Origin of the sequence: Subtercola sp. YIM 133946 (assembly GCF_036553535.1) — a bacterium.
GTDB lineage: Bacteria > Actinomycetota > Actinomycetes > Actinomycetales > Microbacteriaceae > Subtercola.
Map to the genome: position 1 here is coordinate 300,770 of NZ_JAZHPE010000045.1, position 14,753 is coordinate 315,522.

Consider the following 14,753-nt stretch of genomic DNA (forward strand, 5'->3'; position numbering starts at 1 on the left):
TCGAGGCAGCCATCGTCGCCTCACCCTGCGGGCGCCGAACCCCGTGGCCGAATGAGGATCTGATGACCGCTTCACCGACTGCCCGCCCGGCGACGACGCCGGCCCCGACCGCTCCGAGCCGTCGCCGCCTGGGGGTGCCCGCCGTCACCTTCATGATCGTGGCGGCCTCCGCCCCGCTCACGGTGCTCGCCGGAGGGGTGACGACCACGTTCGCCGTGACCGGGGTGCTGGGCGTGCCGCTCTCGTTCCTCATCCTGGGTGCCGCGCTGACCATCTTCGCCGTCGGGTACGCCGCCATGAACCGGTTCGTCACGAACGCGGGGGCGTTCTACGCCTACATCGCCCAGGGCCTCGGCCGGCCGCTGGGCGTGGGGTCGTCGATCGTCGCGCTCATTTCGTACAACGCGATGCAGATCGGCATCTACGGCATCTTCGGCTACACGGTGTCGAACCTGCTGAGCGAGCGCCTCGGCATCAGCGTGCCCTGGTACGTGCCGGTGTTCGTGTGCATCGCGGTCGTCGGGGTGCTGGGGGTCAACCGGGTCGATCTCTCGGCGAAGGTTCTCGGCATCCTCGTCGGTCTCGAGTTTCTGGTGGTGATCATCTACGACGTGTCGAGCTTCGCCGTCGCGCCCGAGGGCGTCACCGGTGTCGCCTTCGAGCCGTCGAGCCTGTTCGTCACCGGCATCGGAGCCGTGTTCGCCTTCGGCATCGCTGCCTTCATGGGGTTCGAGTCTGCGGCCATCTACGGCGAAGAGTCGAAAGACCCGAAACGCACGGTGGCCCGGGCGACGTACACGGCCGTGGCGATCATCGCGCTGTTCTACGCGCTCTCGGCGTGGGCCATGACGGTCGGAATCGGGCCGAGCCAGGTCGTCGCTGCGGCGACCGAGCAGGGCCCGAACCTCATCTTCGGCTTTCTCGGCGACCACGTGTCGATGGTGATCAGCGACATCGCCCAGGTGCTCTTCGTCACCAGCGTCTTCGCCTCGCTCGTCAGCTTTCACAACGCCGTCGCACGATACTTCTTCTCGCTCGGGCGCGAGGGTGTGCTGCCCGCCGCGATGGGCCGCATCGGTCGGCGCGGCGGTGCGCCCGTCGTCGGCTCACTCACCCAGACCGTCATCGCCGTCGTCGTGGTGATCGGCTTCGCCATCGCAGGCGCCGGCTCGCCGCTCGGTGACCTATACCCGGTGATCACGCTGTTCACCTGGCTGACCAACACCGGCGCGATGGGGCTGGTGCTGCTCATGGCGCTCATCAGCCTGGCGGTCATCGGCTTCTTCCGGCGCCACCCCGCGTCGCTGAGCTCGTGGTCGACCATGGTCGCGCCCATCATCTCATTCATCGCGCTGGCCACGATCTGGGTCTTGATCCTCGTCAACTACACGGTGCTGCTCGGCCAGGCCGAACCCGATGCCAGCACTTTCCTGCTGCCGGCGATAGTGCTCGTGCCCGGACTGGTGGGCGTGTGGTGGGGGTTCCGGCTGAAGCGGTCGAACCCACGGGTCTACCGGCAGATCGGCCACGGCGCCGACGACCCCGAGGCGCAGCTCGACGCCGATGTGCCGGCCGACGCATCCTGACCGGCTCGCCGCCTCCTCTACGGCTGGCCCACCTGACCGGCTGGCCCCGCTCCACCGGCTCGCCCCGCTCGACCGACGAAAGGATCTCGCATGACCTCGCCACAGGCGACCACCTCTGTCTCCGACACCTCGACCTGGCTGCCGCTCGAGGGCCTGGCGCCCGGCTTCGACGCCAACAAGGCCCGGCCCAGCCGTGACCTCGCCGGGCGCACGCTCACCACCGTCGATGCGCGCGGAACCCGGGTCGAGCACCGCTTCGACGCCGACACCGACACCGTCAGCTGGAGCTACCGGCCGGGCGAGGGCGATCCGATCGCCGAATCCGTGGGACTTGACCCGTATGAAGCATTCGAGGTCGACGAGGGCCTGTACTTCGCGCAGTTTCACCACCGGCACCAGCCGAACGAGGCGGTCAGTCTCGTGCTCGACCTGCGGGAGGGCCGCGTTCTCACCGTGATCTCGACCATCGGCGACGACGTGCCGGGCCAGACCCGGGTGCAGCACCACTTCGTCGCGGGCCAGCTCGACGGCAGGCTGCCCACCGGGCAGGCGCCCGCGCCGACAACCGATCTGCTCGGCCGCAGGGTGTTCTGGCAGTACAGCCCCGAGCACGCCTACGAGCATGTCTACCTCAGCTCACAGCTGTACACCTGGCAGTGCCTCGCAGGCCCCGAGCGCGGTCTCGCCGACACCGATGTGAACACGGTGTACCGCATCCGGCCGGGCATCTACGTCTTCGCCTGGCGCGAGAAGGTCATCCCCTGCGCGTCGGTGACGATCGCCGACCACCGCACCGCGAGCGCGATCCGCTCGCACGGAGTGCTGTTCGGCCTCGACGAGTCGGGCACCGTGCCGACGCACTTCACGTTCGGCGCCCACGGTCGCCTGATCAGCCAGACCGTGCATCCCGAGGGCTTCGAACCGGCCTGACCGCCGGCAGCACGAGAGCGGCGACCGGGGATCGACCCGGTCGCCGCTCTCGTCTGTCTGCCCGACGGCTGCTCGGCCGCCGGGGCGTGTCAGCTGCCGTAGTGCAGCCAGACGGCCTTCGTCTCGGTGTAGGCGTCGATGGCCTGCGGGCCCATCTCGCGGCCCCAGCCGCTGGCTTTGTAGCCGCCCCACGGTGCGGCCATGTCGGGCACCGGCGGCATGTTGACGAACACCGCGCCGGCTTTGATGCCGTTGGCGAGGCGCTGCGAGGTGGCGATGTCGGTGGTCCAGACGGTGGCGGCCAGCCCGTACTCGGTGTCGTTGGCGCGAGCGATGAGCGCGTCGAGTTCGTCGACACCGTCGTAGGCGAGCACCGAGAGCACGGGGCCGAAGATCTCTTCGTGCACGATCGTCATCTCGTCGGTGACGCCCGTGAAGACGGTGGGCTCGAAGAAGTACCCGTCACGCTCGGCGCGGTTGCCGCCGGTGACGACCTCTGCACCCTCGGCGACGCCGGCCGCGACCAGGCGCTCGACGTGGCCGAGGTGCTTCGCCGACACCAGCGGCCCGAGCTGGGTCGATTCATCGATGCCCGCACCGAGTCGCATGCCGGCGACGCCCGCGGCGAGCTTGTCGACGAACTCGGCCTCGCGTGACCGGTCGACGTAGAAGCGCGTGTACGCGGCGCAGACCTGGCCGCTGTTCAGCATGCCGCCACCGATGTTGCCGGCCACGGCCGCATCGATGTTCGCGTCGGCGGCGATGATGCTCGGGGCCTTGCCGCCGAGTTCAAGGGTGAGTCGCTTCAGGTTGGAGTCGGCGCTGGCGTGCGTGATGAGTCTGCCGACCGCCGTCGAGCCGGTGTACGACAGGTGATCGATGCCTCTGTGCGAGCTGAGCATGGCGCCGACCGAGCCGTCACCGGTCACCAGGTTGACGACGCCGGCGGGGATGCCCGCCTCGACGCACAGCTCGACGAGACGGATGCTCGTCAGCGGTGTCACTTCTGAGGGCTTGATCACGACGGTGTTGCCCGTGGCCAGCGCGGGCGCCAGCTTCCACGCCAGAATCATCAGCGGAAAGTTCCACGGGGTGATCAGGGCGGTCACGCCGATCGGTTCGCGCTTGGTGTAGTGCAGGGTGTCGGGGTACGAGATGGGGCTGACGGTGCCCTCGATCTTCGTGACCCAGCCCGCGTAGTAGCGAAAATGCTCGGCGGCACCGGTCACGCTCACCGCGCGCGAGACGCCGATGGGCTGACCCTGGTCGAGGGTCTCGAGTCGGGCGAGTTCATCGGCGTTCTGCTCGATCAGATCGGCCAGGCGAAACAGCAGCCGGGCGCGCTGAACCGGCAGCAGACCGGCCCAGTCGGCAGAACCCAGGGCGCGGCGGGCGGCGTCGACCGCGGCATCGACGTCTGAGCTCGATGCGCTGCCCACCTCGTCGATCACCTCGGCCGTGGCGGGGTTGTAGGTGGCGATCGGTTCGGCCGAGGCCGTCGTCCATCCGCCGTCGATGAAGAGTTGGGTGGTCATGGTGCTCCTTCGCATTCACGCAATTGACTCTCTCCAGTATTTGCGCGTGCACACGAGACGGCTTGGCTTGCCGGGCAGGGGCGTTGACTCTGCGCGACGAACCTTCAGACCCGGGCGGCGCCCGCGGTGGCCTCGTGCGTTCGGGCCCGAACGTCGCTCGGCGATTCGCCGTAGGCCGTCTTGAAGACGCGGCTGAAGTGCGCCGCGTCGACGAAGCCCCAGCGCGCGGCGATCGACGCGACCGAGCGGTCGAGGTAGAGCGGGTCCATCAGGCCCCGCCGGCAGTTCTTCAGCCGGCGAGCACGGATGTACGACGACACGGTCGCGCCCCGCTCGTGGAAGAGCGAGTGCAGGTGCCGCGTCGAGATGAAGTGCGCCGCGGCGATCTGCGTCGGGTCGAGGTCGAGCGAGCCCAGGTTCGCATCGATGTAGTCGAAGATGCGCTGCATCAGTTCGTGGTGCGGATGCTCGCCCAGCCGCCGCACGTCGAGTTCACTCGCGAACATCGTGGTGACCAGATCGAGCGCGCTGTGCACCAGGCGCTCACCGGTGTGGCCCGAGAGCTGTTCGATGTGGCTGCCGAGCTGGGCGAGGAACGGGGCGATCATGCCGCCGACTCCGCTCGATCCGGTCATCCTGACCGCCGTCAACTGACCGACCAGGTCGGGCGGCAGATCGATCAGGCGCTGGGGGAACATCATCACCAGCGTTCGGATCGGGTCGTCGAAGACCAGGGAGTACGGCCGATTGGTGTCGTACACGGCGAGGTCGCCCGGCCGCAGAACGGTTTCGCGGTTGTCTTGAACGAGCAGTGCCGAGCCCTGCAGCTGCAGGCTCAGTTTGAAGCACCGCACGCCGTCGCGGGCGATCAGCTCGCACGTGCGCTCCACCGTGTGCGGCGAGGCCGTCACCTCGCAGATCTGCACCTCGTCTGAGGTGGCGGCGCGAAGCAAACCGCGAAACCGGTCGGCGGAGTCGGTCGACACGCGCAACGGCACGAACGAATGCGAGACGGCACTCTGGAATTCGATGAAGTCGAGCATCCCCTCATTCTATTGTCGAGCGCTCGCTCATAATAGAGCAGATCGACCACCTTCTCGCGACCTGCCCCTTCGTTGTGAGGCGCCCTCGTGTCAGTCACGCTTGAACACCGGCTCGCCGGCGAACCAGGTCTGCTCGACGGTGCTCGCCGCGATGCGGTCGGGATCGACCTCGAAGAGATTCTGGCTGAGCACGACGAAGTCGGCCGACTTGCCCGGCACGAGGCTGCCGGTGACGTCGTCGACACCCATGGCGCGCGCCGCGTCGATCGTGAACACCGCGACCGCCTCCGCGACCGAGATGGCCTGCTCGGCCCACAGCGTTCCCGCAAAGGTGCCGCTCGGGTCGGCTCGGGTGACCAGCCCCTGAATTCCCTCGAGGGCGTCGGGCGACGCGCTGACCGGCCAGTCAGATCCGCCGGCGACGAGTGCGCCGGCGTCGAGCAGGTCGCGATTCGGTTGCATGTGCGCGGCCAGCTCGGCCGGCAGAACGGCGGCGATGGCGTCGGGAATGACGCCGGGCACCCAGATGAACGGCGAGATGTCGGCATACACGTTCAGGGCTGCGAACCGGGGTACGTCATCCGGATGCACGAACTGCCCGTGCGCGACCTGGATCGCGGTGTGCGTGTACCCCTCGCGCCGCACGATCTCGACCGCATCGAGCACGACCCGCACCGCGGCGTCTCCCGTGCAGTGCACCTTTGCGCCCAGCCCGGCCGCCGCACTGCGACGCAGCCAGCCGACGAGCTCTGCCGGGTCCATGGTCGTTGTGCCGGTGAAGTGGGCGCCGTGCACGTCGTCGGGCAGATACGGCTCGAGAAAGGCGCCGGTGCGCGTCGGGGGAACGCCGTCGAGAAAGATCTTGACGAAGTCGGGGCGGTGGTGCCGACTGCGGTACTGCTCGCCCTGGTCGATCAGCTCGGCGCCGACGGGCGAGAGCCCGAGAATGGGATCGTTGATCAGCATGCTCGTGACGACCCACGCCGTCAGTTCACCCGCGTCGTCGAGCTGTTTGAGGGAACGCAGGATGTCGACAGAGGCGCCCGCGTCTTGAAAGGCCGTCACGCCGTACGAATGTAGAATCTCGACGGCACGGGCCGAGCTGGCCGCATGCTCGGCGGCCGTCAGCCGCTGCGTGCGGGCGAGCGCCTCCTCGACCGGCAGCCCAGCGGCTTCAAGCAGCACCCCGCTCGGGCGACCAGTGTGCGGGTCTCGAACAATGACGCCGCCGTCGGGGTCTGCAGAGTCGGCGGTGATTCCGGCCAGCTCGAGTGCCGCGGTGCTGACGAGACGGTTGTGGTGGCTGTCGTCGCTGAGCATCACCGGCCGTCCGCCGGCCGCTGCATCGAGAGCGTGACGCGCGCGTTCGCTCATCAGCTCGGGCAACAACGTGCTGCCCCAGCTTCCGCCGAGAATCCATGCGCCCTCGGCAAGGGTGTCGGCTCGGCGGCGCACGGCGTCGAGCACCTGCTCGAACGAGAGTTCTGACGAGAACGTGAGTTCGAACAGGTCGGCTCTGCCGGCGAGGGCGTGGTGGTTGTGCACATCGATGAGGCCCGGCATCACGAACGCGCCGCCGAGATCGCGGATGACCGTGTCGGTGCCGGCCAGGGTCGCGATCTCGCTCACGTCGCCGATCGCCACCAGGATGCCCTCGCGTACCGCGAACGACTCGGCCCAGGGGCGAACGGGGTCGGCGGTGTACACCCTGGCGTTGCTGATGATGATGTCGGGAGGCAGTGACACGAAGATCCTTTCGCCTGGCTTCGTTCGGTAAGACCATCATCGGCCGACTGCGCGGCGGAGGCTTGCCTCAGAGTGCCGGTGGATTGACTTCGTGCGCAGGAATGGCCGCGTCAGCGCGAGCCGGCGAGGATGGCGTCGCGAGCCGCGACGAGGCGCGCGCCGATCCCTGCATCGTCGAGGCTGCTCGACACGTACACCACGGCGAGCGAGGCGGGCAGGCTGCCCGGCACTGAGAGTGGCACGGCGATCGAGCGCAGGCCCGCGATCACCTCGTCGTGGCTGGTCGCGTAGCCGCGCGTGCCCACTGCTCCGTCGTCGTCGCGGCGCTCGACACTGCCGTGCTCGGCCAGCTCCCGGTCGGTGAGCAGCGACTGCAGTGCCAGGCCCGGCGCCCCCACGGCCAGGGAATGCCGGGTGCCCGGCCGCTGTGCAACGGTGGCCGGGCCGACCCGTGGCTCGACGCTCAGCAGAGTGACGCACTCGAGATGCTCGAGCACAACCAGAAAGGCGGTCATCCCGAGCTCGTTGGCGACGGCCGTGAGTTCGGGCAGAGCCGACGACTGCAGGGTGCGCTCGACGCCCCGGGCCAGAGTGGCCATGCGGGGCCCCAGCCGAACCCCGCCGGCGGCGTCGCGAATGACCAGTCCGTGGTCTTCGAGGGTGCGCAGTATGCGGTAGACGATCGAGCGGTGAACGCCGATCGCGGCGGCGAGGTCGGCGATGGTCAGCCCGCCGTCTGCCTCCGCCAGCACTTCGAGTACCCGGATGCCCCGCGACAGCGTCTGCGAGTGCGGGGCGTTCGCGGCGGTGTCGGTCACGGTGTCCATTCTCTCGCGTCGGTGTCGGGCCGCACTCCGGCGGCTTGTCGGGTGCGCGCAGATGATCTAGGATCGTTCTCATACCGAACTACGTGTTCGATTATAGAACACACCGAGATGTGAAACACAATGAAGTGAGGCAACCGTGCAGTTCCACCACGAGGGATACGTCTCCACCGATCCCCGCATAAAGGCGGCCGCGGGCGTGGGTCTCGACCGCCCGGCAGAACTGCCCGACACGGTCGACGTGCTGATCGTCGGTACAGGCCCGGCCGGCATGATCACGGCGGCGCAGTTGTCGCAGTTTCCGAGCATCACCACGCGCATCGTCGAGCGGCGCGGCGGCCGGCTCGCGATCGGACAGGCCGACGGCATCCAGGCCCGCAGTGTCGAGACGTTCCAGGCGTTCGGGTTCGCCGAGCGCATCATCGCCGAGGCCTACCGCATCACCGAGATGGCGTTCTGGAAGCCCGACCCGGCCGACCCGACCCGCATCATCCGCACCGCGCGCGCCATCGACGACCCCGCGGGCGTCAGCGAGTTTCCGCACCTCATCGTCAACCAGGCACGGGTGCTCGACTACTTCGCCGAGGTGATGGCCCTCTCGCCGACGCGCATGACGCCCGACTACGGCCTCGAATTCAGGGGGCTTGTGAACACCGGCGTGGGCGAGCATCCGGTCGAGGTCACGCTCGCCCGCACTGCAGGCGAGCGCGAAGGCGACGAGGTCGTCGTGCGCGCGAAGTACGTGGTGGGGGCCGACGGCGCCCGAAGCGGCGTACGCTCGGCGATCGGCTGCACAATGGCGGGCGACCAGGCCTTCCACGCCTGGGGTGTGATGGATGTGCTGGCGGTGACCGACTTTCCCGACATCCGCACCAAGTGCGCCATCCAGTCGGGGTCAGGCGGCAACATTCTGCACATTCCGCGCGAGGGCGGCCACCTCTTCCGCATGTACGTCGACCTCGGTGAGGTCGCGGCCGACGACAACGGTGCGGTGCGCCTGACCACCGTCGACCAGATCATCGACAGGGCCAACGAGATTCTGCATCCGTACACCCTCGATGTGAAGAACGTCGCCTGGCACAGCGTGTACGAGGTCGCCCACCGCCTCACCGACCGGTTCGACGACGTGCTGCCCGATGAGCTCGACACGCGAACGCCCCGGGTGTTCATCGCCGGCGACGCCTGCCACACGCACAGTGCCAAGGCGGGGCAGGGCATGAACGTGTCGATGCAAGACGGGTTCAACCTGGGCTGGAAGCTGGCGCACGTGCTCACCGGCCGCAGCCCCGAGGCCCTGCTCGGCACCTACTCGGCCGAGCGGCAGCCGGTGGCGAAGGCACTGATCGAATTCGACAAGGAGTGGTCGACGCTGATGGCGACGCGGCCCGAAGACCTCGACGACCCGACCGAGCTCGAAGACTTCTACACCAGCACCGCAGAGTTTCCGGCGGGATTCATGACGCAGTACCCGCCGTCGCTGCTGGTGGGGTCGCCGAACCACCAGGGGCTCGCCACGGGCTACCCGCTCGGCAAGCGCTTCAGGTCGGCCCCGGTCATCCGGGTCGCCGATGCCAACCCGCTCGAACTCGGGCACCAGCACCTGGCCGACGGGCGCTGGCGCATCTACGCGTTCGCCGATGCGCCGGCGGCGGGGGAGCCGTCGGCGCTCGCCGACTTCGCCTCGTGGCTGACCACGTCGGCCGATTCGCCCCTCGTCGCGTTCTCACCGGAGGGGCACGACGAGGGCGGCCTGTTCGACATCAAGGTCGTGTATCAGCAGCCGCACGACGAACTCGACATCAGGCGGGTGCCCGAGGTGTTTCTGCCGCGCACCGGGCCGTTCGACCTGATCGACTACGAGAAGGTGTTCGCCGCCGACCCGCGCGCCGACATCTTCGACCTGCGCGGCATCGACCGCGGGGGAGTCATCGTGGTGGTGCGACCCGACCAGTACGTGGCGAGCGTTCTGCCCCTCACGGCGACGGTCGAACTCGCGCGATTCTTCGAGCCCATCTTCACGGTGCCGGTGCTCGCGCCCTCGCTCGGCTGAGGTCGGGGCACGGTGCGCCGCGAGTCAGCGCAACAGACGAAGCGTGCGCTGGAGCCAGGTCGCACGGGCAGCGTTGGCGGCTCTCGACACGACTGCGTCGGGCGAGAACGTCGAGAAGCCGTGGTAGCCGCCGGCCCAGACGTGAAGCTCGGCCTGGCTGCCAGCCGCCCAGAGACGCGACGCATAGTCGACGGCCTCGTCTCGAAAGACCTCGGCGGCCCCCACCTCGATGTACGCGGGCGGCAGGCCGGCGAGGTCGATGGCGCGCGCCGGAGCCGCGTACGGTGAGACGCCCGCACGACCGCGCTCGTCGCCGAGCAGTGCGCTCCAGCCGGTGTGATTGTTCGAACGATCCCAGGCGCCGATGCCGTTGTACTGGTGGCTGGAGACCGTGTTGTTGCGATCGTCGATCATCGGGCAGCCGAGCAGCTGACCGGCCAGTGCTGGCCCTCGCCGATCGCGCGCCAGCAGAGCGACCGCCGCGCTCAGCCCCCCACCCGCGCTCGCACCCCAGACCATGATGCGGTCGGGGTCGACTCCAAGACGGGACGCGGCGGCGGCAAACCAGAGCAGACCGGCATAGCAGTCTTCGACCGGTGCGGGGTGGGGGTGCTCAGGGGCCAGCCGATACTCCACCGAGACGGCAACGACGCCGTGCTCTTCGACGAGGTCGAACGCGTCGGAGACGCCGAAGTGGCGATTGCCCAGCACCATGCCGCCGCCGTGGATCAGGTAGAGCCCAGGCACGGGGGTGCCGGTGCCTGTACCTGCGCTGCTGCCGGTGCCCGACCTCGGCCGCAGCACGGTCAATTCGATGTCTGGGGCTCCTGCGGGCCCGGGAGCCATCACGTGTTCGACATCGATGGGCCGGTCACCGAGTTGCTGCTCCACTGGCGGAACGAGCGAAGCGAAGTGAGCCCGATTGGCCAGGATGGTGTCGGCGCGAAGCGGGAGCTGTTCGACCGCGTCGAGAAAAGCGGCGAGTCCGGCCACGAGTTCCGGGTCGTAGGAAACGGGCGCAAGCGCCGGCAGGGGCGGCGACACATGCACGGGCTCAGGCACCGAGCACCCGCCGCAACCACGAGAGCCGGGCATCCAGAGCCGCTGCCGCAAGCGCGCTGCCGGGCGCGTACATGTCGAAGCCGTGAAAACCCCCCGACCACACATGCAGTTCGGCCTGGCCGCCTGCAGCCCAGAGGCGCGAGGCGTAGTCGACGTCTTCGTCGCGGAACAGCTCGGCGCTGCCCACCTCGATGAACGCAGGCGGCAACCCCGCAAGGTCAGTCGCTCGGCTCGGCGCCGCGTAGATCGACGCCTGCGTCGAGTCGGCTTCGCCGCCCAGCAGGCTCTGCCAGCCGAGCAGGTTCGCGTCGAGCGTCCAGGTTCCGCCTGTCGCACACTGGCGACTCGACACTGTGGAGTTCAGATTGTCGATCATCGGGCACAGCAGTAGCTGAGCGGCGAGGGCGGGGCCGCCCCGGTCTCGGGCCAGCAGGGCCACTCCGGCGCTCAGACCGCCGCCGGCGCTGCCGCCCATCACGACGATGCGATCGGGGTCGACCCCGAGCTGCATCGCGTTGGCGGCGACCCAGACGAGCGCCGCGTAGCAGTCTTCGACGGGTGCGGGGTGCGGATGCTCGGGCGCGAGCCGATACTCGACGTTCACCGCAACCACTCCGAGCTCGAGCACGAGGTCGACGAGCCGCCCGGTGTCCATGAAGCGGTTGCCCACCATCATGCCGCCGCCGTGGAAGTTGACCAGAGCCCCGGCGGCAGCCGGGACGGCCTCCCGGGGTCGCAGCACCGTGACAGCCACTGCGGGCTGCCCGGCGGGCCCCGGAACCAGCACCTCGGTGAACGAGACGGCACGGTCGCCGATGGCCTCAGCCACCGTCGGCATCATCGCCGCCAGTGCCTCGCGCGCAGCGGGAATGCTCGACAAGGTCAGCGGAGGCGTCTCGGGCATGGCAGCGAGCGTCGCCTGCAACTCGGTGTCGAAGGGAGGAGCGGGGTCGGTGATCGGCATGGAATCTCGAATCTCTCGTGAGCGGTGCCTGTAGGGCGGAGGAGGGTCTCGGTGCTGTCGGTCAGGGGCCGGCTGGATCGACGATTCCGTTGTCGGCCCAGAATGGTTCGACGAGGCTTCGCAGTTCGTCGGCACCCACCCGGTGCACCAGGTCGACGGCCTCGAGGGCGTCGGTGACCTGGCCCAGCCGGCTCGCACCGAACAGGGTGCTCACGTTTGCGGGATGTGTGAGCGTGAAGGCCAGGCAGAGCTGCGCCGGCGAGACGCCGAGTCTCCCGGCCGCCTCGGCGATGGCGGGTACCGAGGCCCGGATGCGCTCGCGGATGTCACCAGGGTCTCGGCCGACCTCGCGGTCGGGCGCCAGGTTTCCGGCCAGGATGCCGCCCTCGAGCACATCGGATGCCTGCATCGACAGACCCGCCGCGAACAGCTCGGCGAAGGGTGCCCCGTCTGGTATCGCACGGCGGGCGACGCTGTATTTGAGCTGCGCGATCTGTGGCCCGCTCACCCCCGATATCGCGGCGATCTCGACGAGCTGCCGGATGTTCTCGGTCGACCAGTTGTTCACGCCCCATGTTCTGATGAGCCCCGCGTCTGCGAGCGAAGCGAGGTCGAGCACGAGGTCGCGCAGCTCGAGGTCGGTGCGGCGCAGATCGCCCAGAATGACGAGGTCGGCATACTCAACCCCGGCGCGCAGAAGGGCTCGTTCGAGCTGCGGCCGAAAGCCGTGGTCGCCGAAGCCCTCGAGCCAGAGTTTCGCCGACAGTTGATAGTCAGAGCGAGGGATGCCCGCGGCACGCACCATGGCCGAGAACAGTACATCGGTGTGCACGGGGGCGGCACCCGGCAGTCCGTAGGCGGCCACGTCGAACAGGGTGATGCCGTTCTGCACCGCATACTGCAGCAGGTCGACTGCGTCGCTGAAGTCCATGCGATCGTAGGTGTGCCACGAGCCGAGCGAGAGGGCCGAGGTCTCGACCGGGCTTCTGCCGATCATCCGGCGGTTCAGGAGTGCTGGGATCGTCATTCGGGGCTCCGGGGTGGTTTCGGCGTGTCTGCGGGTGAGGGGCTGAGGGGATGGGGGCACGAGAGCGACAGATCTCATGGCAGCCGGGGGTCGATCACGGCCTTGATCTGCCCGAGCCGCGCCATCGACTCGACAGCATCGCTGGCGAAGCTGAGGCCGACCGGTTCGCTGAACAGGTCGTCCCAGGGCATGCGGGTGGCGAAATCGCGAAAGAACTCGATGGCCCTGTAGTAGTCAGAGATGTCGCCGTTCAGCGACCCGACGATCGTGAGTTCTTTGCCCATGACGGTGCCGAGCGTGATGGCATCGCCGGTGGGCCCGGTGCTGCCGACCACCACGAACGTCCCGCGTTGGGCGGCCATCGCCACTGCTTCGGGCCCGACGCTCGGGGCTCCCGCGAAGTCGAGCACGAGGTCGGCGCCCCGCCCCGCGGTGAGCTCGAGCACCCGCTCGACCGTGGCCGTCGATCCGCCGGCGATGTCGATGACGTGGTCGGCGCCGAAACGCGCGGCCATCTCGAGCCTGGCGGTCGGTGCGCCGACGGTGATGACAGATCCGGCGCCGGAGAGATGAGCAACGGCAGTGGCGAAGATGCCGAGTGCTCCAGACCCCTGCACGACCACCCGGGATCCTGGCCGCACCCCGCCCGCCCTGTCGAATGCGCGCAGTACCGTCTTCGCCGCGCACCCGGCCATCGATGCCCAGGCGTCTTTCACCTCGTCGGGCAGCAGCAGCTTGGCGGCTCCGGGTGTGACGTAGCAGTACTCGGCCAGCCCGGCGGTGGCGTAGGGCGGCGCGTCTGACCGCTGCAGAAAGCCGTAACCCCGTCGACTGCAGGCGACCGGCTCGCGCAGCACCGTGCAGCCATAACACTCGCCGCACGTCGACTCTGACCAGCCGATTCGGTCGCCGACCGAGAGCGGCCGACCGAGAGCGTCCACGGTTCCTGCGCCGATGGCAACCACGGCGCCGACCATCTCGTGCCCGAGGATCATCGGCAGCATTCCGGCGAACGTCATCTTTCCCGACCAGAGCTCGATGTCGGTACCGCAGAGCGTGGTGCAGGTCAGGCGCACCAGTGCCGCGCCCGGCTCGATCTCCGTCGGCAGCGGAACATGGGTGAGCGACAGGGGCTCACCGTGGTGTGCGAGCACCGCAGCGCGGGTGGCAGAGGGAAGCGGCGTGGTCATGAGAGAAGTTGCCCTCCGTCGACCGGCACGCTGGTGCCGGTGATGTGCGATGCCGTGTCGCCCGCCAGAAAAACCACAAGCGGGCAGACCTGGTCGACCGTCGCGACGCTGCCGAGCGGGATGCGCGCCTCCCAGGCAGAGCGGGCTTGCGGATCGGCGACCAGCACGCGGGTCAGCGGAGTGATGATCGGGCCCGGCGCGACGGCATTCACCCGCACTCGGTACGGCGCCAGTTCGATGGCCGCGGTGCGGGTGAGAGCGTCGATCGCCGCCTTTGTCGCTTCGTAGTGCCCGAGACCCGGGGTCGGCTGCCGGGCGCCGATCGAGCTGACATTGACGATCGACCCGCTTCGGGCGGCGGCCATGAGCCGGCCGACGGCCTGCGTCATGAGAAACGTGCCTCGCACGTTCACCGCCAGTGCGGCATCCAGAACCGAGACATCGAGGTCGAGCATCGAGCCGCCGCCGCCGACGATGCCGGCGTTGTTGACGAGCACGTCGATGCCCCCGTGATCGGTGGCGACGGCGTCGACGGCCTCAGCGACGGATGCCGCACTGGAGATGTCTACGAAGCGCTGCAGCACGCCGATCTCGGTGGCGGCTGACGCGAGGGCCTCGCGATTCGAGTCGGCGATGATCACCTCGTCGCCCAACTCAGCGAAGGCTTCGGCGATGCCGCGACCCAACCCGCTTGCTCCGCCGGTGACGAGCACCCGCCGTGTCGAACTCATGAAACCTCCACCGATCTGCGATGCCCTCGGCACTCGTCGTTGATAGCGTGGTACGTATATTATAC

The 14,753-nt window shown here is 68.7% G+C and carries 12 protein-coding genes; 3 read left to right on the forward strand and 9 right to left on the reverse strand.

Features of this window, described 5'->3' with window-relative positions:
• Positions 1 to 62: 62 nt before the first annotated feature.
• The gene (locus V3W46_RS15480; protein WP_331784032.1) at positions 63 to 1,586 is read left to right on the forward strand and encodes an APC family permease; all 1,524 of its coding nucleotides are present in this window, start codon (positions 63 to 65) and stop codon (positions 1,584 to 1,586) included.
• Between the two features lie 90 nt (positions 1,587 to 1,676).
• Positions 1,677 to 2,516, forward strand: a complete 840-nt coding sequence (locus tag V3W46_RS15485; protein ID WP_331784033.1) for a molybdenum cofactor biosynthesis F family protein — start codon at positions 1,677 to 1,679, stop codon at positions 2,514 to 2,516.
• An 89-nt stretch (positions 2,517 to 2,605) separates the two neighbouring features.
• Here V3W46_RS15485 and V3W46_RS15490 read toward each other — a convergent pair whose 3' ends face one another.
• From V3W46_RS15490 to V3W46_RS15505, 4 genes are all read right to left on the reverse strand, one after another.
• Positions 2,606 to 4,051: an aldehyde dehydrogenase family protein gene (locus V3W46_RS15490; RefSeq protein WP_331784034.1), complete on the reverse strand. Its 1,446-nt coding sequence runs from the start codon at positions 4,049 to 4,051 to the stop codon at positions 2,606 to 2,608.
• Positions 4,052 to 4,155: 104 nt separating this feature from the next.
• Positions 4,156 to 5,094: a helix-turn-helix domain-containing protein gene (locus V3W46_RS15495; RefSeq protein ID WP_331784035.1), complete on the reverse strand. Its 939-nt coding sequence runs from the start codon at positions 5,092 to 5,094 to the stop codon at positions 4,156 to 4,158.
• Between the two features lie 90 nt (positions 5,095 to 5,184).
• Positions 5,185 to 6,840, reverse strand: coding sequence for an amidohydrolase (locus V3W46_RS15500; RefSeq protein WP_331784036.1), 1,656 nt, complete (start codon positions 6,838 to 6,840; stop codon positions 5,185 to 5,187).
• Positions 6,841 to 6,950: 110 nt separating this feature from the next.
• Positions 6,951 to 7,667, reverse strand: a complete 717-nt coding sequence (locus V3W46_RS15505; RefSeq protein WP_331784037.1) for an IclR family transcriptional regulator — start codon at positions 7,665 to 7,667, stop codon at positions 6,951 to 6,953.
• A 136-nt stretch (positions 7,668 to 7,803) separates the two neighbouring features.
• Between V3W46_RS15505 and V3W46_RS15510 the strand changes: the two genes are divergently transcribed.
• Positions 7,804 to 9,714: an FAD-binding monooxygenase gene (locus V3W46_RS15510; RefSeq protein ID WP_331784038.1), complete on the forward strand. Its 1,911-nt coding sequence runs from the start codon at positions 7,804 to 7,806 to the stop codon at positions 9,712 to 9,714.
• A gap of 24 nt (positions 9,715 to 9,738) precedes the next feature.
• Here the strand turns inward: V3W46_RS15510 and V3W46_RS15515 are convergent, their stop codons facing one another.
• The 5 genes from V3W46_RS15515 to V3W46_RS15535 all read right to left on the reverse strand — a co-directional run bounded on the left by V3W46_RS15515 (position 9,739) and on the right by V3W46_RS15535 (position 14,688).
• A complete protein-coding gene (locus V3W46_RS15515; protein WP_331784039.1) occupies positions 9,739 to 10,776 on the reverse strand; it encodes an alpha/beta hydrolase in 1,038 nt (345 codons plus the stop codon).
• Positions 10,769 to 11,740, reverse strand: a complete 972-nt coding sequence (locus V3W46_RS15520; protein WP_331784040.1) for an alpha/beta hydrolase — start codon at positions 11,738 to 11,740, stop codon at positions 10,769 to 10,771. The genes V3W46_RS15515 and V3W46_RS15520 overlap by 8 nt, the downstream gene beginning before the upstream one ends.
• Before the next feature lie 61 nt (positions 11,741 to 11,801).
• Positions 11,802 to 12,767 carry an aldo/keto reductase gene (locus V3W46_RS15525; protein WP_331784041.1) on the reverse strand — a complete coding sequence of 322 codons (966 nt, stop codon included), beginning with the start codon at positions 12,765 to 12,767 and terminating at the stop codon, positions 11,802 to 11,804.
• Positions 12,768 to 12,841: 74 nt separating this feature from the next.
• Positions 12,842 to 13,957, reverse strand: coding sequence for a zinc-binding dehydrogenase (locus V3W46_RS15530; protein ID WP_331784042.1), 1,116 nt, complete (start codon positions 13,955 to 13,957; stop codon positions 12,842 to 12,844).
• Positions 13,954 to 14,688, reverse strand: coding sequence for an SDR family NAD(P)-dependent oxidoreductase (locus V3W46_RS15535; RefSeq protein ID WP_331784043.1), 735 nt, complete (start codon positions 14,686 to 14,688; stop codon positions 13,954 to 13,956). The genes V3W46_RS15530 and V3W46_RS15535 overlap by 4 nt, the downstream gene beginning before the upstream one ends.
• Positions 14,689 to 14,753 lie beyond the last annotated feature (65 nt).